This window comes from Arthrobacter bambusae, from assembly GCF_022606295.1.
Lineage (GTDB): Bacteria > Actinomycetota > Actinomycetes > Actinomycetales > Micrococcaceae > Arthrobacter > Arthrobacter bambusae_A.
The window spans coordinates 26,839-44,880 of record NZ_JAHHZS010000010.1; the positions used below are offsets into that span (position 1 = coordinate 26,839).

Annotated in this window: 19 protein-coding genes; 9 read left to right on the forward strand and 10 right to left on the reverse strand. The window is 64.6% G+C overall.

Features of this window, described 5'->3' with window-relative positions:
• Positions 1 to 103 precede the first annotated feature (103 nt).
• Positions 104 to 352: an SHOCT domain-containing protein gene (locus KNN17_RS08800; RefSeq protein WP_241708362.1), complete on the forward strand. Its 249-nt coding sequence runs from the start codon at positions 104 to 106 to the stop codon at positions 350 to 352.
• Between the two features lie 18 nt (positions 353 to 370).
• On the opposite strand, the gene KNN17_RS08805 is transcribed toward KNN17_RS08800, so the two are convergent.
• Positions 371 to 2,779 (reverse strand): phosphoketolase family protein, encoded by a 2,409-nt coding sequence (locus KNN17_RS08805; RefSeq protein WP_241708363.1) that lies wholly within the window; start codon positions 2,777 to 2,779, stop codon positions 371 to 373.
• A 250-nt stretch (positions 2,780 to 3,029) separates the two neighbouring features.
• Here KNN17_RS08805 and mgtA point away from each other — a divergent pair, with 250 nt between their 5' ends.
• A complete protein-coding gene (gene mgtA / locus KNN17_RS08810) occupies positions 3,030 to 5,717 on the forward strand; it encodes a magnesium-translocating P-type ATPase (RefSeq protein WP_241708364.1) in 2,688 nt (895 codons plus the stop codon).
• Here mgtA and KNN17_RS08815 read toward each other — a convergent pair.
• Positions 5,704 to 6,885, reverse strand: a complete 1,182-nt coding sequence (locus KNN17_RS08815) for an acetate/propionate family kinase (RefSeq protein WP_241708365.1) — start codon at positions 6,883 to 6,885, stop codon at positions 5,704 to 5,706. The genes mgtA and KNN17_RS08815 overlap by 14 nt on opposite strands.
• Positions 6,886 to 7,061: 176 nt before the next feature.
• Between KNN17_RS08815 and KNN17_RS08820 the strand changes: the two genes are divergently transcribed.
• Positions 7,062 to 7,919, forward strand: coding sequence for a universal stress protein (locus KNN17_RS08820; protein WP_241708366.1), 858 nt, complete (start codon positions 7,062 to 7,064; stop codon positions 7,917 to 7,919).
• A gap of 12 nt (positions 7,920 to 7,931) precedes the next feature.
• Here the strand turns inward: KNN17_RS08820 and KNN17_RS08825 are convergent, their stop codons facing one another.
• The 8 genes from KNN17_RS08825 to KNN17_RS08860 all read right to left on the reverse strand — a co-directional run bounded on the left by KNN17_RS08825 (position 7,932) and on the right by KNN17_RS08860 (position 13,925).
• Positions 7,932 to 8,627, reverse strand: a complete 696-nt coding sequence (locus KNN17_RS08825) for a response regulator (RefSeq protein ID WP_241708367.1) — start codon at positions 8,625 to 8,627, stop codon at positions 7,932 to 7,934.
• 340 nt (positions 8,628 to 8,967) lie between these two features.
• Positions 8,968 to 9,507, reverse strand: a complete 540-nt coding sequence (locus tag KNN17_RS08830; protein ID WP_241708368.1) for a TspO/MBR family protein — start codon at positions 9,505 to 9,507, stop codon at positions 8,968 to 8,970.
• Positions 9,508 to 9,969: 462 nt separating this feature from the next.
• Entirely contained in the window at positions 9,970 to 11,223 is a 1,254-nt protein-coding gene (locus KNN17_RS08835) for an APC family permease (RefSeq protein ID WP_241708369.1), read from the reverse strand.
• Positions 11,216 to 11,536, reverse strand: coding sequence for a PadR family transcriptional regulator (locus KNN17_RS08840; protein ID WP_241708370.1), 321 nt, complete (start codon positions 11,534 to 11,536; stop codon positions 11,216 to 11,218). Before KNN17_RS08840 ends, KNN17_RS08835 begins: the two co-directional genes overlap by 8 nt.
• A gap of 305 nt (positions 11,537 to 11,841) precedes the next feature.
• Positions 11,842 to 12,531, reverse strand: a complete 690-nt coding sequence (locus KNN17_RS08845) for a type 1 glutamine amidotransferase domain-containing protein (RefSeq protein ID WP_241708371.1) — start codon at positions 12,529 to 12,531, stop codon at positions 11,842 to 11,844.
• 81 nt (positions 12,532 to 12,612) lie between these two features.
• Positions 12,613 to 13,197, reverse strand: a complete 585-nt coding sequence (locus tag KNN17_RS08850; RefSeq protein WP_241708372.1) for a TetR/AcrR family transcriptional regulator — start codon at positions 13,195 to 13,197, stop codon at positions 12,613 to 12,615.
• A 173-nt stretch (positions 13,198 to 13,370) separates the two neighbouring features.
• On the reverse strand, positions 13,371 to 13,634 hold the full coding sequence (locus KNN17_RS08855; protein WP_241708373.1) for a hypothetical protein: 264 nt from the start codon (positions 13,632 to 13,634) through the stop codon (positions 13,371 to 13,373).
• 33 nt (positions 13,635 to 13,667) lie between these two features.
• Complete coding sequence (locus tag KNN17_RS08860; RefSeq protein WP_241708374.1) at positions 13,668 to 13,925, reverse strand: metal-sensitive transcriptional regulator; 258 nt, start codon at positions 13,923 to 13,925, stop codon at positions 13,668 to 13,670.
• A 120-nt stretch (positions 13,926 to 14,045) separates the two neighbouring features.
• Between KNN17_RS08860 and KNN17_RS08865 the strand changes: the two genes are divergently transcribed.
• From KNN17_RS08865 to KNN17_RS08890, 6 genes are all read left to right on the forward strand, one after another.
• Positions 14,046 to 14,663 (forward strand): rhodanese-like domain-containing protein, encoded by a 618-nt coding sequence (locus tag KNN17_RS08865; protein WP_241708375.1) that lies wholly within the window; start codon positions 14,046 to 14,048, stop codon positions 14,661 to 14,663.
• Positions 14,660 to 15,418, forward strand: coding sequence for a sulfite exporter TauE/SafE family protein (locus tag KNN17_RS08870; RefSeq protein WP_241708376.1), 759 nt, complete (start codon positions 14,660 to 14,662; stop codon positions 15,416 to 15,418). The genes KNN17_RS08865 and KNN17_RS08870 overlap by 4 nt, the downstream gene beginning before the upstream one ends.
• Before the next feature lie 22 nt (positions 15,419 to 15,440).
• A complete protein-coding gene (locus tag KNN17_RS08875; protein WP_241708377.1) occupies positions 15,441 to 15,782 on the forward strand; it encodes a rhodanese-like domain-containing protein in 342 nt (113 codons plus the stop codon).
• A 32-nt stretch (positions 15,783 to 15,814) separates the two neighbouring features.
• Positions 15,815 to 16,111: a rhodanese-like domain-containing protein gene (locus tag KNN17_RS08880; protein ID WP_241708378.1), complete on the forward strand. Its 297-nt coding sequence runs from the start codon at positions 15,815 to 15,817 to the stop codon at positions 16,109 to 16,111.
• Positions 16,112 to 16,159: 48 nt separating this feature from the next.
• A complete protein-coding gene (gene trxA / locus KNN17_RS08885; protein ID WP_241708379.1) occupies positions 16,160 to 16,522 on the forward strand; it encodes a thioredoxin in 363 nt (120 codons plus the stop codon).
• An 84-nt stretch (positions 16,523 to 16,606) separates the two neighbouring features.
• On the forward strand, positions 16,607 to 18,019 hold the full coding sequence (locus KNN17_RS08890; protein ID WP_241708380.1) for an MBL fold metallo-hydrolase: 1,413 nt from the start codon (positions 16,607 to 16,609) through the stop codon (positions 18,017 to 18,019).
• Positions 18,020 to 18,042 lie beyond the last annotated feature (23 nt).

Here is an 18,042-nt window from a genome sequence, read left to right on the forward strand (position 1 = left end):
AGGGCCGAAAGACCCTGCGGTGTGACTAAATGCCCTGTGGGAGGGATCAGTAACGGGCGACACTGGATGCAGGTACGCAATCGAATTCAAAGGGAGATTGGCCATGATGTGGGGATGGGGTGGAAACTTCGGCACCGGCGGCTGGATTGTCATGGGGCTGATGATGTTGTTGGTCTGGGGTGGCATTGCCACCTTGGTTGTCCTCCTGCTGAGGGGAAACCACTCGCTCGGACGGGGTTTCCAAGGGCCCCCCGATGATTCCGAGCGTATCCTCAATGAGCGGTTCGCCCGGGGAGAGATCGACGAAACAGAACTCACGGCTCGCCGGGCTGCTCTCAGGCGCCGAGAATGACCCCCTCTCACACAGACGTCAGGGAACGGGCGGTGTCCAGACCCAGTCCCGGATTTCCGGGAGGTCTTCGAAGTGCTCCAGGATGTAGCGCGTGTGCGCATCCAGCTGCCTGCGGCAGAAGTCGACGAGTTCATCCGCGCCCATGACTTGCCGGTGAACACGGCGCAGCGCTTCGAGGACCAGGTGGTAGCGGCTCATCTTGTTCAGGACCACCATGTCGAAAGGGGTGGTGGTGGTGCCTTGTTCGTTATAGCCGCGGACGTGGAACCGCTCCGGGCGGGGTCTTCCATGCAGGAGTTGGTGCAGGGCCCGGGCGTAGCCGTGCCAGGCCATGATGACTTCTCCGTCTGCCGTGAACAGCTCTTCGAACTTCTCACCGGACAGGCCGTGGGGGTGGGTGTCCCGGGGCGGCAAAATCATGGCATCCATGACGTTGACAACGCGGACCACGAGTCCGGGCAGATGCCCTTGCAGCAACCAGGCTGCGGCGAGCGTCTCCTGGGTGGGGATGTCCCCCGCGCAGGCCAGGACGACGTCGGGCACTGCCCGGGCGCCGTCGGTTTGCTCGTTCCCGGCCCAAGACCAAATGGACGCTCCTGCCGCGGCATGGCGCCTTGCCTCCTCCAGGGTGAGGTACTGCGGGTGCGGCTGTTTGTCCACGACCACCAGATTGACGTAGTCCTTGCTGCGCAGGATGTGGTCGGCGGTGACGAGGAGGGTGTTAGCGTCCGGTGGCAGGTAGACGCGGGTGACCGTCCCCGACAGGGACAGTACCGTGTCGATCAGTCCGGGCCCCTGGTGGCTGAAGCCATTGTGGTCGTTGCGCCAGCAGGTGGAGGTCAGGAGAATGTTCAGGCTCGGCACGGGGGCATGCCATTCAAGTTCCCGCGCATGCTGGAGCCATTTGGCGTGTTGGACGGTCATCGACGCGCTGACCATCGCGAAGGCCTCATAACTAGCGAAGAGTCCATGGCGGCCCGTGAGGAGGTATCCCTCCAGCCAGCCCTGGCACAGGTGTTCGGAGAGGACTTCCATGACCCTGCCGCCCGGCGAGACATGGTCTTCGGCCAGGGCATGGTCGAAGGCCCTGGCCGGTTCCAGGAGACAGCGGTCGGTAGCCTCGAAGACTGCCCCGAGCCGGTTGCTGTTGGTTTCGTCAGGGCAGAAGAGCCGGAACCGTGCATCGGCGGCCGTGGCGATGTAGATGTCCCGGAGCAGTTCACCCAGGGGCCTGGTGGTCTCGAGGATGATCGATCCCCGCGGGGAAGCCGGCACCGCGTACCGTTCCAGCTCGGGGATCTCAAGGGCAGTCCCGGTCCCGCCCCGGCCTGCACGGGCTGCGCCCATGCGGAGGCTGCCCTCCGGAGCGAGCGCGGCCACTTCGGTGACGAACCGGCCTGTGTTGTCGAAGAGGGATTCCGGCCGGTACGAGCGCATCCAGGCCTCCAGCTGGGTCAGGTGTTCAGGATTCTCGCGGACGTTTGCCAAGGGCACTTGGTGCGAGCGAAAGGTTCCTTCGACGGGGACCCCGTCCACCACGGCTGGCCCGGTCCACCCTTTGGGCGTGCGCAGGATGATGGCGGGCCACGGGGCCGGGGCGTGCACGCCCTGGCTGCGCGCCGTGGATTGCAGTTCGCGGATACTCCCATACGCCCCGTCCATCGCTGCGGCGAGGGCGCGGTGGACAAGTCGGGGATCGTCGCCGGAAACCGTCACCGGATCCCAGCCATGGGCCCTGAGCAGCGCCTCGACGTCCTCGTCGGATCTCCGGCCGAGAACGGTGGGGCCAGAGATCTTGTACCCGTTCAGGTGGAGTATCGGCAGCACGGCGCCGTCCCGGGCCGGATTGAGGAAGGACGGCGCTTTCCATGATGCTTCCAACGGGCCGGTCTCGGCTTCGCCATCGCCGATGACGCAAGCGACGATCAGCCCGGGGTTGTCCATGGCCGCGCCGGTGGCGTGCATCAAGGAGTAGCCAAGCTCGCCTCCCTCGTGGATGGAACCGGGAGTGGCCGGACCGACATGGCTCGCGATCCCGCCCGGCGTCGAAAACTGCCGGACAAGACGCCGGAGTCCTTGGAGGTCCATCCCCGCTTTGGGATAGATCTCCGAGTAGGTGCCCTCCAGATAGAGGTTCGCGACGACGGCGGGGCCGCCATGGCCCGGACCCGCAACGAACAGGATTTCCGCCGAAGTTCGTTTGATCAGACGATTTAGGTGGGCGTAGATCAACGACAAACCGGGGCTGGTTCCCCAGTGCCCAAGGAGCCGGGGCTTGATGTGGTGGGGGAGCAGCGGCTCCCGCAACAGGGGGTTTTCCTGGAGGTAGATCTGGGCCACCGTGAGGTAATTGGCTGCGGACCAGTACCGGTTCAGTAGCTCGAAGTCCTCGCTCGAAGCTTCCGTAAGGGAGGTTCCGGTTTCCATGGGTTTGCCTCTTCCGGGGTCGACGGCCTGCCGAATGCACGCGTCTCTGGTGCCTGGACTGTTCCGGTCTTCACGGTGTCAGATGCTCGGCCGGGGCGGTTAGGGCCATAGGGCCCTGGGCTGCGCCGCTGTGGCAGTCTCTAGGCAGCCGGATCTCCGCTAGTGCACGCGCGGGCTCCAAGCACCTTTCCCAAGCCTTACCCTTATCCCAGGGCGACTCCCTCAGGCGACGCATTCGAACGGATACGGCATGTCAGATATCAACGTCAAGGAACGGCACTCAGTCCAGCTGCCGATCAACGAGGCCGCATGCCTTCCTCCGGACCAAGTGCTCGAACACCTCGGCTCCGGCCCGACCGGCCTGACGAACCAAGAAGCCGCCGCGCGCCTTGCAGAACTCGGCCCCAACGCCGTGCGGACCCACCGGGCCAACGGCTGGGCGGTGTTGGGCCGGCAGTTCGCCAGTCCCATCCTCATCCTGCTGATCATCACGGCCGGCCTGTCCCTGTTCCTGGGCGATGCCACCAATTCGATCGTGATCGGCGTGATCCTCCTGGTCAGCGTGGGTTTGGGCTTCACCAACGAGTTCCGCGCCGAACGCGCGTCCGAAGCCCTGCACTCCCGCGTGACCCACCGCGCCACTGTGCTGCGCGACGGAACCACGGAGGACGTCAACGTGACCGCATTGGTGCCGGGCGACGTCGTGCACCTGAGCCTGGGCGCGATCATCCCCGCCGACATCCGCCTGCTCAGCACCAAGAACCTCCTCTGCGACGAGAGCATCCTGACGGGGGAGTCCCTGCCAGCCGGGAAGGATCCGGCTCCTGTGGCGCCCGGCTCGTCCCTGGGCGACCTCGCCTCCTGCATCTTCATGGGAACTGTCATCCAGTCCGGCGGCTGCACTGGCGTCGTGGTAGCGACCGGGGCCCGCGCCGAATTCGGCCGTATCGCGCTGGGCCTGGGAGAACGCCAACCCCAGACCGAATTCCAGCTCGGGCTGAAGCGGTTCTCGTTCCTGCTGTTGCAGGTGGCTATCGGGCTCACCACGCTGATCTTCATCGCGAACCTGCTGTTGCAGCGCCCGCTCGTCGAGTCGCTGCTGTTCTCCCTCGCAATCGCCGTCGGCATCACGCCGCAGCTGCTGCCCGCCGTCGTGAGCACCAGCCTCGCTACCGGCACCCGCCAGCTGGCCCGGCGGAAAGTGTTGGTCAAACGACTGGTCTGCATCGAGGACCTGGGTGACATGGACATCCTGGTCACCGACAAAACCGGCACCCTCACTGAGGGACGCATCAGTTTCACCGGAGCGCTGCCCGCCTCACCGGAGGTGTCCGACGTCGAACTCGTCACCTTGGGTCTGCTGGCCACTGAAACCGACTATGCCGAGGCCAAGCAATCCACGGCCGGGCAGAACCCGCTCGACGCCGCACTGTGGGAAAGCGCCCGGGCCGCGGCCTTTGATCCCGACCGCTTCGAGCGCCTCGACTTGATCGACTTCGACCACCAGCGCCGCCGCACCAGCGTCCTCGTGCGGGAAGCCGGCGGCCCGGCACGTCTGGTTACCAAGGGCGCCCCGGAAGACGTCCTCGCCCTCTGCGGGCCGACGCCGCCGAATGTCCAGGCCATGCTGGATGAACAGTTCGACGCCGGATCGCGCGTCGTCGCGGTGGCTACCCGCCCATCCCCGGAGCTGAGTAAGATCACGCCTCCCGACGAAAAGGCCCTCGTCCTCGCAGGATTCCTCGTTTTCCTCGATCGCCCCAAAGCGAACGCGAAAGAATCGCTCGAACGCCTGGCCACGCTGGGCATCTCCGTGAAAATCGCCACGGGAGACAACGCCAAAGTCGCCGAAAAAGTCTGTTCCGAGCTTGGTGTGATTTCCGGTGGAACGCTTGTCGGCGCGGACGTTGACGCTCTGTCCGATACCGAATTGGCCGCCGCCGCCCGGCAATCCACCATCTTTGCGCGTGTCTCGCCCGAACAGAAGGCGCGGATCATCACACTGCTCCGCCAAAGCGGCGGAGCAGTGGGCTTCATGGGCGACGGCGTCAACGACGCCCTGGCCCTTCACAAAGCGGACATCGGGATCTCCGTGGACAGCGCCACGGACGTCGCCAAGGACGCTGCCGATGTGGTCCTTTTGGAAAAGGACCTGGGCGTCCTTGCCGAGGGCGTGATGGAGGGCCGGAGGATCTTCGCGAACACCATCAAATACGTGCTGATGGGAACGTCCAGCAACTTCGGCAACATGTTCAGCGCCGCCACGGCGTCGGTGGTACTGAGCTTCCTGCCCATGCTGCCGGGGCAGATCCTGCTCAACAACCTGCTCTACGACAGCGGCCAGCTGGCCATCCCTGGCGACCGCGTGGACAAGGAACAGCTGCTGGCACCCTCGCACTGGAACATCGCCTTCATCCGGCGCTTCATGTTCCTTTTCGGGCCGATCAGCTCAATCTTCGACTTTGCGACCTTCGCGCTGATGCTTTTCGTTTTCAACGCCGTCCCGGGGGAGTTCCGGGCGGGTTGGTTCATCGAATCGATCGCCACGCAGACCCTCATCATTTTCGCCATCAGGACCCGGCGGGTTCCGTTCCTGCGAAGCCGTCCTTCAGTTGGCCTCTTGAGCGCCTCCTTGGGAGTCGTCGCCGCGGGGATCTTCCTGCCGCTGTCACCGTTGGCCGGCCTGTTGGGTTTCGATCCTTTGCCGGTGCCGTTCTTCCTGGCTCTGCTAGGGATGGTGGTCATCTACATGGTCATGGTGGAATTCGCCAAGAGCGTGTTCTTCTCCCGCGCCGCGCAGCAGTTGCCGGGCGTGCCGACGCGGATCCGGCGTCGGCCGGAAACCCACCGCATCTCCCGCCGCGCCGCCCGCTTCAGCGCACCGGTTGTCGCGGTTGTGCCAAGGCGTCCAGTGCGTCGGCGGCCTAAGGGTCAATAGCGGCGGCCCGTTGACACGCCGGATCATCCGAAAGAACGACGGCGGCTGTCGCCTCCGCGATAGCCCGTTCCTCGTCACTGGGGACGACCAGGACAGGAAACCTTGATCGGTCGGTGCTGATGGTGCGGATGCCTGTGTCCCGGGACTGGTTCCTGACCTCGTCGACGTAGAGACCGAGCGGCCCGAGCAGCGACAGCACGCGCGACCTGAACTCGATGGAATGCTCACCGATCCCACCGGTAAGAACCAGTGCCTCGGCCCCGCCGACAGCCATGTTGTAGGCGGCGATGTATTTTGCCAGCCGGTAGGCGGCCATGTCGGAGGCGAGGATGGCCCGGGGATCCCCGCGTAGCGCTGCGTCCTGAACCGAGCGCATGTCGGCTGAACCGGCCACGCCCAAGAGGCCTGCACGATGGTTGAGGAGATTATCGACCTCATCCGGGCCGAGGCCGCGGCGCTGGAGAAAGGTGACAACGGACGGGTCAAGATCACCGGAACGGGTACCCATGACCAGCCCCTCCAGCGGTGTCATACCCATCGAGGTATCGGCGCTGTGGCCGTTCTTAACCGCGGTGACGGACGCGCCATTCCCAAGGTGCGCGACAACAGCGTTCAGTGAACCTACCGAGACGCCAAGGAACGCCGCTGTGTCGCGGCACGCCATCTCGACGGAGATCCCGTGGAAACCGTACCGCCGGATCCCGTGTTTCGTATAGAGGGCCTCGGGAACGGCATAGCGGGACGCAAACTCAGGCATCGTGTGGTGGAATGCCGTGTCGAACACAGCGACCTGCGGCGTATCCGGCCAACGCTCGGCCGCTGCCCGCATGCACGCCACACTTGCCGCGTTATGGAGCGGCGCCAACTCGCCAAGTTCCTGGATGGTTGCCATGATGTCCGGGGTGACGCGGACGGGGGAGCTGAAGCGTTCCCCGCCATGGACCACCCTGAACCCGATTGCGTCTGGGCGTTCCCCGCCCGGCATGTCCCGGACGGCAGCATCGATCTCGTCGAACACGTTGCCAAGGAAGACGGGATCCAGCGTGCCCCCTTGCGTGCCGTCGATGGCCCGTTCCAGCAGGATCCCGGGCTTAACTTCAGATGTGCCGATTCGACGCAGGTGGTACTTCAAGGATGAGGAACCTGGATTCAATACAAGGATCAGCACGCCGATGTCCTTTCACGAAGACCGCGCGGTACCGGGCTTTGGGACGCGATCCCCCTCAGGGAACATAACCCGGAAACTGCGTGCGCTGGGAGGGTCTTCCGGCCCTTGCATGTCACCTTTGCAGCCGACGAAACTGGGGAGAGAATGCCGCTGGTTCCAGGAAGGCACGTGCGCTCGTGAAGAAGAATGTTCTCGTTGGTGTCGACGGGTCCGCGGTCGGCAGTGCTGCCGTGGACTGGGCCGCCGAACGGGCCAGGGATCTGGGACTTCAGCTCAACCTGGTCCATGCCGTTCCTGAGCCATGGGCGTTCCCGGAGAAGGCCCTCCACGACGGCGCGACCGCACAAGCCAAGGACCTGCTGAAAGGCGAGGCAGCACGGGTCACCGCACGGTTTCCCTCCCTTGGGGTAGTTACGACGCTCAGTTCCGGAGAGCCCGCCGAGACCATGCGCAAGCTTTCTGCGGACGCGGAAATGGTGGTCGTGGGAACGGACAGGCGCCCCGGCAACCACGGCGAAGGATTTGGTTCCGTCAGCTTTCAGATCGCGGTCATCAGCCATTGCGCTGTCGCCATTGTGCCTGCGCGTTCAACGCGTGAGTCATCTGGCGTAGTGGTTGGTGTCGATGGCTCCCCGGACTCCGAGCTCGCCGTCGAGTGTGCCGCTGACGAGGCACAGCGGATGCGGCAGGAACTCGTGATCGTCCATGCTGGTAGCGGCCGTGATCCTGTCGCGTCAGAGGCACCGGGGCGCGGGACCGGGGCTGCAGAACCTGGGCTCGATGGGCACGCGCTGTTGTCCAAATCGGTCAAGGGCCTGGAGGAGCGGCACCCGGGTTTGGCCATACTCAAGATCCTGGACCTTGAGCGCGCGCCGGCGGAAGCGCTCCTGGACGCCGGTGCCCGTGCGCGGCTGCTGGTCATGGGCTGCAAAGGAAGAGGCGGTGCCCGCGTGCTGGTCGGCTCCGTGGCTCAGCACGTGCTACTCAATGTCCGGTGCCCCACGCTGATAACCCGCCCGTCCGTGGCTTCATAGTATTCGGAGCCGTTAGCGAACCGTTCCCGTATCCGTCTCTGCCCCGTGGGCCATGTAGACGGCTGCCTGGGTGCGTCGCTCAAATCCGAGTTTGGCCAACATCGAGGACACATAGTTCTTCACGGTCTTTTCGGCCAACAGCATCTGCTCACCGATTTGGCGGTTCGTCATGCCCAGGCCGACGAGTTCCAAGACCCGGCGCTCCTGGGGGGTCAGTGAGGCGACTCGGGGATCTACCCGTTGAGGCGCGGTGAGTCCTTGGATGATTTTCGCCTTAACCCCTGCGTCAAACAAGGATTCGCCCCGGGCCGCCCGGCGCAAGGCGTCCAAAAGGTCCGTGCCACCGATTTCTTTCAAGACATATCCCGACGCGCCGGCAAGAACCGCACCGCGCAAGGCCTGTTCGTCATCGTAGCTGGTCAGAATCAGGCAATTCAGCGAGGGATCGATGGAACGCACATCCCGGCACACTTCGATCCCGGTACCATCGGGCAGCCGGCCGTCCAGAATCGACACGTCCGGGCGCAACGCCGGGATACGCCGGGTGGCTTCGTCCGCGGAGCCGGACATGCCGACCACTTCGAAGCCCTCGCTTTCCAGAAGTTCGCGAAGCCCGCGCCGGACAAGTTCATGGTCATCGAGGATATAGACGCGGATTGGTCCTGCGCCGGAGTTCCCTGGGCCACCTTGTGCTGCTGGCCGATTCATGGTCCTCCTGTCCGGCAGCCTGTGGCCGGGGTCGCGGTCGCGCCGGTCCATCATGGTTTGTCCGGCCCTGTCATTGTTCACGACCGTCCGACGGCTCACAAGGGCCGAAGGGCCTGGTGCGTGGCCGCCGGGCTCCAACAGACGCCGGAGTGCCGTAGACGATTGGCGCCGCGGTGTCCGGGCTTAGCGTAAATGCACGTCGCGGCTGACCTGGCTCCGTCATTTCAAATGAAGTGCTCAGGCGAGGAACGGCGTTCGCGATGGTTCCGGTGGCGGACGTGCGGAAGAAAACCGCTCGATTGTGGACAAGGTAGCTGGCCGGAAGCCTTGGCCAGGCTTGTCAGTTGTGGGCTGCGGCATAGAGGTTCAGGCTGGCCGAGAACACGATCCAGGAAAGGTAGGGCAGCATCAGTACTCCTGCTGTCGCGTTTATCGGTCCAAAACGGATGAGGGTTGCTGTCACTGCCAGGGCCAGTGCGGCGATGAGGACAAGGGCCAGCCAAAGTGCGGCGTCGCCCCATGTGGGGTACATGCCGAAAAAGGTCGGCGCCCAGGCGAGGTTGAGCAGCATTTGGATACCGTACGCTGTCATGGCTGCGCGGGTCTTGGCCGAGTGCTGGCGCCAGACCAGCCACGAAGCCACGGCCATCGCCGTGTACAGCACCGTCCAGGCCGATCCGAAGACCCAGGCCGGCGGCGTCCAGGGCGCTTTGTTGGCCGTTGCGTACCAGCCGGAGGCATTGCCAAGGATGGCCATGGACCCCAGCAAAGATACCGTGTACGAGAGGACGAGAAATCCCAAAAGTGCCGTGATTTGACGCGCAAGACTCGTCCGGGCGGTCGTCAGCGGGCCGCTCGTCTGTTGGGATTCAGCCGTCACGTGGTCCACCTTGTTCGATCGAGGGTTGCACTTACAGTCTGGCAGGCTGCCGGCTTGACGTGGTCGTCCGGAGAAACGCCGTCGGCAGGCTCCCAAGGGAGGGCTCGGGGCGGGCGCGTACGTGCATAGCGGCCATCCGGGGCGTGAGCCGGGGCCGGTTGCAGCCGATGCTCGTTGAGCTCGCGGACGTGTGTATGTATCCCGGCGCCGGAGCGACACTCTCGGGGATTCGATTTGTGTCCGCTGTGGCTCTGGTCGGGGCCACGGTGGTTGACCGTGTGATGGCTGGTGCTGTGCTGCGTGAGCAGGAGTGCCCGCGCGGGTTCATCAGGTCTATCGAGGACGCCAGGGAATGGCTGAATCGCTTGCCGGCTCCGCAGGCGTTGGGCGAGTCCCCAGTCTGACTCAGGAAGCACTCGACCAAGTTGCTGGGATCCTGACCCAAACCATGACCCGTTTGGGTCAGGATCTCCTTCGCAGCCTGACCAGGCGCAGAATGATCCCTGCCGCGAACATGAGGATGCCGAACACCACGGAAATCGGTGGGAGGGCGGCGATCAGGGCCACGCATGCCGAGGCGCCAAGGACCTGGAGGGCCTTGGGGTATCTGCGGTCCGTGTCCGGCTGCGTAAACGCGGCGATGTTGGCTACCAGATAATAGATGAGCACGCCGAACGAGGAGAAACCGATCGCGCCCCGCAGGTCGGCGACGGAGATGATCGTGCAGATCACCACGGCCAGGGTGGTCTCGGCCCGATGGGGAACCTTGTAGCGGGGGTGGATGGCGGAGAGCCAGTGCGGAAGGTCGTGTTCGCGGGCCATGGCCAGGCTGGTCCGTCCCAGCCCGGCGATGAGGGCCAGTAGTGCGCCCAGTGCCGCGATCGCTGCCCCGGCCCTGACGACGGGGCCGGCCCATGACATTGTCCCGGTTTCTACTCCGGCGGCGAGCGGCGTGGAGTTGGACGCCACTGCGTCGGGGCCGATGGTCGCCAGAAGGGTGACGGCAATGATGGCGTAGATGATGATGGTGAGGCCCAGGGCGATGCCGATCGCCCGCGGGATCGTGCGTTTGGGGTCACGGACTTCTTCACCCATGGTCGCGATCCTGGCGTAACCGGCGAAAGCGAAAAACAACAGACCTGAGGACTGCAGGATTCCGTACCAGCCGTGGGCCAGCAGCCCTTCCCCAAGAATCCTGCCCGGATCCGGGACTGAACCTCCCCAGCAGGCGGTAACCGCGATCGCAAGGGCCGCCATCACGAGCACGACGAGGATGCGGGTCAGCCCGGCCGTCCGCGTCACTCCGTGATAATTCACTGCAGCAAGAACGATGACGGCAGTGATGGCCACGGGATGTTCCCACCCCGCCGGGGCGGCATACGCGGCAAAGGTCATGGCCATGGCCGCGGCGCTGGCCGTCTTCCCGATCACAAAGCCCCACCCCGCCAGGAAACCGGACCAGGGCCCGAGGCGTTCCCGGCCGTAGACGTAGGTCCCGCCTGAGGTCGGATAGGCGGCGGCGAGCTGTGCCGAGGACGTCGCATTGCAGTAGGCCACCACGGCGGCAACGACGAGTCCGACCAACAGGCCCGATCCCGCAGCCTGGGCCGCGGGGGTGAAAGCCGCGAACACGCCGGCGCCGATCATCGAGCCAAGGCCGATCATGACGGCGTCAAAGGTGCCCAGTCGTCGGACCAGAGCCTGGGGGTTACTCATGCGGATTCTCCTTCGGAGATTCGGGAAGGATTTCGGCGGCGAGCTCGGCAACGGACTTGCGACCGTCGGCCAGCACATCAAGGCCCGCTTGAGTGGACCGGTAGACCCGGCGGCGCCGGCCGCCGACCACTTCCCGGCGGGAGACCAGCAGGCCGTCCTGCTCCATGCGGTGCAGCGTCGGATACAGGGTTCCGGGAGAGATTGAATACCCGTGCTTGGCTAGCTCTTCGGACATCCAGGCGCCGTGGATGTCTTCTTTGGCGGCGTGGTGGAGGATGTGCAGTCGCACCGCAGCACGCATCAGTTCACGCATCGCAATCCCATTGTCGAATGTGGATATCGAAATCCGATATTTCGTCGGGTTCTACGATATCTCTGCTCAGGCACCGTATCCGGAAGCATTTGTCGCCGGGCCAATTTCGCGGCTTTGATGCGGCGTATCGAGGACCGCCGGTCCGGCGGTTTTTCGTTTCCTCCGGGGCGTGATGAAGATGCCGGGACAGGTCCGCCGTTCCGGTGTACGGCGAACCTGTCCGGAGAAGCATCGGCGGTTGATGAGGACTCCGGTAGGCTACCGGGAATATGGCCTGCGAGCGGAAATTCCGTCGATACTGCCGCTTATGCGGTCAGGGTGCGCAACATGGCAAGCAGCGCGTCGGCGGCTGGGGCCGACGATTCCGGGTTCTGACCGGTGATCAGCAGGCCGTCCTCGACGACATATGATGCCCAGTCGGCACGCTTGGAGTATTCGGCGCCCAACTTAGTCAGCTCGTCCTCTACCAGGAATGGCACGACGTTGGTCAGCTGCACGGCCTCTTCTTCACTGTTCGTGAAGCCGGTGACCTTCCGGCCGCTGACAAGTGGGCTGCCGTCTTCATTGCGGGCATGGCGCAGGACGCCGGGGGCGTGGCAGACCAGCGCAACAGGCTTTGCGGAACGCAGAGTCGCCTCGATCAGGTGGATGGAGTCCTGATCCTCGGCGAGATCCCAGAGCGGCCCGTGGCCGCCGGGGTAGAAAACAGCGTCATAGTCCTCGGAGGACACCGAGTCCAGCCGAACGGTGGTGGCAAGGGCCTGCTGTGCTGAAGTGTCGCTTTCGAAGCGGCGGGTTTGGTCGGTCTGGAAGTCGGGCTCGTTGCTCTTCGGATCCAACGGCGGTTGGCCTCCCTGGGGAGACGCGAGAGTGACGTCCGCTCCTGCCTCAACAAAGCGGTAGTAAGGTGCGGCGAACTCTTCCAGCCAGAAACCGGTCTTCTTGCCGGTATCGCCGAGCTGGTCGTGGGACGTGAGAACCATGAGAATCTTCATGAAAAACTTCTTCTTCCAGTAGACCGGTCATCTAGTATTCGGTAAAGCCTCGTACTGCCGGTGGGGTACGAGGAAGCAATGTTATTGGTGGAGCATTTGACCCGTGAGGGTCAGTGCGTTGTCCATCGGTGCGGGCGTTCGTTGGATTTTCGCCATGACGCTGGCGCCGAGCCATAGGTTGTACAGAGTCTGCGCTGCGACCGGCACGGGGATGTCGATCGACAGGGACCCGTCCTTGAGGCCGGCTTCGATGATCGTTTCGATGCGCCCGGTAATCGCGGCGGTGCCATTTTTGAGTGCAAGGCGGAGGGTTTCGGAAAGGTCGACGACTTCCGCGCCAAGTTTCACAGCGAGGCATTTCCCTTGGCAGTCGTCCATGCTCTGCGTAGCACGCCAACCTTCCCAATACCTCATCAGCCGCTCGGCCGCGGAAAAGCCTGGTTGAGCGAAGAGCCGGTCCATGTCGGCCAAGTATTCAATGAAGTACTCGGCCAGCATGGCCTCGCCGAAAGTTTCCTTTGAGCCGAAGTAATAGTAGAACGATCCCTTAGGCACGCCAGCGGCTGTGAGAATCTCGGTGAGGCCGACAGCAGCCCAGCCCTTGCGGGCGATGGCGCGTTGCCCGGCATCCAGGATGCTCCGGCGGCTGTCGATTTTAGTGGGCACCTGCCTGACTCTATTCCAAAATAAACCGGTCGTCTAGTCGATGAAACAGCGACCTTACTGCGAAGGATGCCAGCGAAAGTGTCTGGTGCAAGCGGGCCGGCTGCATGGATGAGCAGGCCTGGGACGTACCATTCCTGTGGAGCCGGGGCCTTGGGCGGCGGGCATGGCGCGTGTTAGCTACTCAAGGCGGTGAGGGCTTTGCGCAGGCGATTGGCGGCGTCGTCGGCGATTACTTGGACGGCCGGCGCGGCGCTGAGCTGGACCATGGTCTGCGGGCCCACAGCGTCAGCGGCTTCGGCTCCAAGCTTGGCTTCGAAGGTGGAACGCGCGTCGATTTCGGTAAGGTTTCCGAACCCCTGGGCTGACAGGGCGTCCCGGGTGTGGTCCAGTGCTTCGGCCCACGGAAGATCGATGGTCGTGCTGAGCGTGAACGTCATGATTTTCCTTGGATGACCTCAGGGCGGGGTTGGTCAAGCGAGGGAGAGGAAGAGCTTTTCCAGGTCTTTCCTGTCCATGCTTGCGTCCTTCTGAACGATGCACTGCTCCAGGCCTGTGGCGATGATGGCGAACCCGGCGCGGTCGAGGGCCTTGGATACGGCTGCGAGCTGGGTGACGACGTCCTTGCAGTCCCGGCCTTCCTCCAGCATGCGGGTGACGGCGGCGAGTTGGCCCTGTGCGCGTTTGAGGCGGTTGATCACAGGCGTGAGTTCGGTTGGGTTCAGTTCCATGGGGGTCTCCATTAGTGGTGTGCTTGCACTAATAATATACCCCCTAGGGTGTTTTGACTACCCCCAGGGGTATCTGTGATACTCGGTGGGGTATTCACGTTCCCTATTGAGAGGCCAGCAATGACTTCCCCTTCCACGCCCCCTGCCGTTACCTCGCTCGCCCCTGCAGACCTCCAGTCCTGGCTCAAGGAACACCAGGACCTGGTGGTGATCGATGTGCGTTCCGCCGCTGAATTCGAGTCCATGCACATCCGCGGCTCCTACAATGTGCCGCTTGCGCTGCTTTCCGAGCACACGGACGAGCTCGCCGCGCGGCTGGGTTCCCGCGTGGTCCTGGTGTGCCAGTCCGGCGTCCGCGCCGAGCAGGCACGCCAGCGCCTTGCCAAGTCAGGGATCGACGGCGCCTACGTCCTGACGGGCGGTGTTCCCGGGTTCGCTGTCGCAGGCGGCGATGTTGTCAAGGGCAACGACCGCTGGGACCTGGAACGCCAGGTCCGCCTCGCTGCCGGTTCCTTGGTGGTGCTGGGACTGGCCGGGGGCAGGTTCGTCTCTCCCAAGGTGCGCATGCTGGCCGGGGCCATCGGAGCCGGCCTGACGTTCTCGGCCGCCACCAACACGTGCGCCATGGGCAAGGCCCTCTCGGCCATGCCGTGGAACAAGGCCGCCACGGAGCCCACCCGCGAAAACGCCATCCTGCGGCTTCCCGCGCCGGCCCTTGAAGAGGACGCCGCGGCATGATTCCCGCCCTGGGTCTGGGGCTCGTCGTCGGGATCGTCCTGGGCGTAGTGGGCGGCGGCGGGTCGATCATCGCGGTTCCGGCCCTGGTGTATGGGGTGGGCATGAGCCCCGCCCAGGCCATCCCCACATCGCTGCTCGTGGTGGGGGTGTCCTCGCTGGCCGCCCTGCTGCCCCGGGTCCGGGAAGGCCTGAACTGGCCGGTCATCGCGCTGGTCGGGGCTGCCGGCATCCCGGCTGCCTGGGGCGGTGCGGCCGTAGGCTGGCTGCTGGACCCGAACATCCTGATGCTGGCCTTCGCCGTGATCATGGTGGCAGCGGGCATCCGAATGCTTAGCAGATCCCGCGAAACCGAGGGATCCTGCAGCACCGGCCCACACCGGTCCTTCCGGTCCTGCGCTCCAAAGGCGGTGGGGGTGGGGCTGCTCGTGGGCTTCCTCACCGGACTGCTCGGGGTGGGCGGAGGCTTCCTCATCACCCCCGCACTGACGATCTTCCTGGGCCTGCGCATGAAGCAGGCCGTCGGTACGTCCCTGGCGATCATCGTCATCAATTCCGCCGCCGGATTCAGTGCCCACGCTGCCGGTTACACCATCGACTGGGCCACCACCATGGCGTTCGCGGTCCCGGCCATCCTCGGTTCCCTCGTGGCCGCCAGGCTGGCCGGCCGCCTGAAGGACAAGCACATCCGCATCTCATTCGCGGTACTCATCTTCGCCGTCGCGGTGTGGGTCACCGCCGGTACGGTCACCGCCTGACCTCGCCCAATAGGAGAGCACCATGGGACTGATCGATTCCCTCAAGAAGGCATTCCACAAGCCCTACAGAACCATAAGCGTCGCCCAGGCCAAGGAACTTCTGGCCTCGGGTGCCACCCTGATCGACGTCAGGTCCGCCCAGGAATGGCGCTCCGGACGAGCGCCCCAGGCCAAGCACGTCCCCCTGGACCGGCTGCAGGCCAGCCAGGCGGGGATTCAAAAGGCCCGGCCCGTCATCGCCGTCTGCGCCTCCGGGGTACGGTCCGCCTCCGCGGCCCGGTTGCTCGCCCCGAAAGGGTACGACGCCTACTCGCTGCGCGGCGGCATGGCGGCCTGGCGCAAGGCCGGCGAACCCGTCCGCTAACAGAAACGCCCAATACTTCGAAGGAGAACCCCATGGCTGAAATCACTATCACCGAAGCCGATCAGCGCCGCACCACCGCCCGCATCCTCGATGTCCGCGAGGACTTCGAAGTCGCCGAAGGCATGATTCCCGGCGCCCTGCACATCCCCATGGGCCAGTTGCAGGCACGCCTGTCCGAACTGGACCCGGCAATCCCGGTCATCGCGGTCTGCCGCAGCGGCAACCGCTCCGCCGCCGTGGCCGACGCCCTCAACGGTGCCGGCTTTTCGGCAGACACCATGGCCGGCGGCATGATCGCCTGGATCAGCGCCGGACTCCCCACCACCTGAGCCCTGCCCGAATCCAACCACCCACCACCCGAAAGGATACGAATCATCATGGCAACCATCGACGTCACCGAACAGAGCTTCGCCGAGACCCTGGAGAGCAACGAGATCGTCTTCGTTGACTTCTGGGCGGCATGGTGCGGTCCCTGCCGCATGTTCGCACCCACCTACGGGAACGCTGCAGAACGGCACCCGGACATCACCTTCGCCAAGGTCGACACGGAAGCCGAACAGGGATTTGCCGCAGCTGCGGGCATCACTTCGATCCCCACGCTGATGGCCTTCAAGGATAAGACCCTGGTCTTCTCCCAGCCCGGAGCCCTGAACGCGACCGGCCTGGAAGAGATCATCCAGGCCGTAAAGAACCTGGACATGGTCAAACTCCGGGCTGATGATGCCCGGCAGCAGGCCTGACGCACGCACGGATTGCCGGGGGATACCCCGCTACGAGCACACCGAAAAAATATCCCTCCACCCCTACCCGAAGGAGAGCGCCAGATGCTTATCGAGCGCATTTACGATGAAGACCTCGCCCAGGCCAGCTACCTGATCGGCTGCCAGGCCAAGGGGGAAGCCATTGTTGTCGACGGCCGCCGCGACATCGCGGTGTACCAGGATCTCGCCGAGAAGAACGGCATGAAGATCGTGGCCGTCACCGAAACCCACATCCACGCCGACTACCTTTCCGGCACCCGCGAACTTGCCGCAGCGACCGGGGCAAAGATCTACGTCTCCGGCGCGGGCGGGCCGGACTGGCAGTACGAATTCGACGGCGATCGGCTGTACGACGGCGACACTATCGCCTTGGGCAATATCAGCATCCAGGCGGTGCACACGCCGGGCCACACCCCCGAGCATCTGTCATTCCTCATCACGGACGGCGCGTTCAGCGACCAGCCCGGCTACCTGCTCTCGGGTGACTTTGTTTTCTCCGGCGACTTGGGCCGCCCGGACCTGCTTGATGAGGCGGCCGGCGGGGTGGACACACGCTTCGAAGGCGCCAAACAGCTCTTCGCCAGCCTGCGCGACAAGTTCCTGACCTTGCCGGACTACGTCCAGGTCCACCCGGCCCACGGCGCCGGCAGTGCCTGCGGCAAGGCCCTCGGTGCCATTCCCTCTACCACGGTGGGCTACGAGCGGCTCTACTCCTGGTGGGGCCCCTACCTTGCCGCGGACGACGAGCAGGGCTTCATCAACGAACTCCTGGACGGCCAACCGGACGCACACGCCTACTTCGGGCGGATGAAGCGTGAAAACCGGGTAGGGCCGGCCGTCATGGGCGAACGAGCCCCGCTGAAGGAACTCGACACCGCTACCGTCGCCGAAGGCCTGGAAGAAGACACCTTGACCTTCATCGACACCCGCTCCAACACTGCGGTCCACCAGGGAACCGTTGCCCGCTCGCTGAACGTCCCCGCCGGCAAGTCAATGGCAAGCTTCGGCGCATGGGTGGTGAACCCTGAGACGGACAAGAACCCGCTGGTGCTGCTGGCAGCAGACCATGAGCAGGCCCAGGATATGTGGGACCACTTGGTACGCGTCGGCATCGACAACGTCGCCGGCTACCTCACCAGCATCGACGGGCTGCCCGCGACCACCCCGAAGTTGATCCAGCCCGAGGAACTCGGCGGCTTCGACGCTTTCATGGTGCTGGATGTCCGCAACCGTACCGAGCACACCGCCGGACACATCCCCGGCTCGCACCAGCTCAGCGGCGGCAGGGTCATGTGGCACCTGCACCAGCTCCCCGCCGAAGGCACCATCGTGAGCTACTGCCAGTCCGGTGTCCGGAACTCCGTTGCCGCGAGCGCCCTGCGCCGCGCCGGCTACGACGTCGTCGAACTCGACGGCAGCTATGCAGCCTGGACGATGTGGCATCAGACGCAGCAGAACGCCGTCGCAGGAAAGTAACCCCAACAGTCCGGGCAGGTCCC

Coding starts and splice junctions, on each gene's coding strand:
- KNN17_RS08800 (WP_241708362.1), top strand. CDS start 104: ATGATGTGGGGATGGGGTGGAAACTTCGGCACCGGCGGCTGGATTGTC.
- KNN17_RS08870 (WP_241708376.1), top strand. CDS start 14,660: ATGATTCCCGCCCTGGGTCTGGGGCTCGTCGTCGGGATCGTCCTGGGC.
- KNN17_RS08840 (WP_241708370.1), bottom strand. CDS start 11,536: ATGCGTGAACTGATGCGTGCTGCGGTGCGACTGCACATCCTCCACCAC.
- KNN17_RS08835 (WP_241708369.1), bottom strand. CDS start 11,223: ATGAGTAACCCCCAGGCTCTGGTCCGACGACTGGGCACCTTTGACGCC.
- KNN17_RS08890 (WP_241708380.1), top strand. CDS start 16,607: ATGCTTATCGAGCGCATTTACGATGAAGACCTCGCCCAGGCCAGCTAC.
- KNN17_RS08845 (WP_241708371.1), bottom strand. CDS start 12,531: ATGAAGATTCTCATGGTTCTCACGTCCCACGACCAGCTCGGCGATACC.
- KNN17_RS08825 (WP_241708367.1), bottom strand. CDS start 8,627: ATGAATCGGCCAGCAGCACAAGGTGGCCCAGGGAACTCCGGCGCAGGA.
- KNN17_RS08855 (WP_241708373.1), bottom strand. CDS start 13,634: ATGACGTTCACGCTCAGCACGACCATCGATCTTCCGTGGGCCGAAGCA.
- KNN17_RS08880 (WP_241708378.1), top strand. CDS start 15,815: ATGGCTGAAATCACTATCACCGAAGCCGATCAGCGCCGCACCACCGCC.
- KNN17_RS08805 (WP_241708363.1), bottom strand. CDS start 2,779: ATGGAAACCGGAACCTCCCTTACGGAAGCTTCGAGCGAGGACTTCGAG.
- KNN17_RS08865 (WP_241708375.1), top strand. CDS start 14,046: ATGACTTCCCCTTCCACGCCCCCTGCCGTTACCTCGCTCGCCCCTGCA.
- KNN17_RS08860 (WP_241708374.1), bottom strand. CDS start 13,925: ATGGAACTGAACCCAACCGAACTCACGCCTGTGATCAACCGCCTCAAA.
- KNN17_RS08875 (WP_241708377.1), top strand. CDS start 15,441: ATGGGACTGATCGATTCCCTCAAGAAGGCATTCCACAAGCCCTACAGA.
- mgtA (WP_241708364.1), top strand. CDS start 3,030: ATGTCAGATATCAACGTCAAGGAACGGCACTCAGTCCAGCTGCCGATC.
- trxA (WP_241708379.1), top strand. CDS start 16,160: ATGGCAACCATCGACGTCACCGAACAGAGCTTCGCCGAGACCCTGGAG.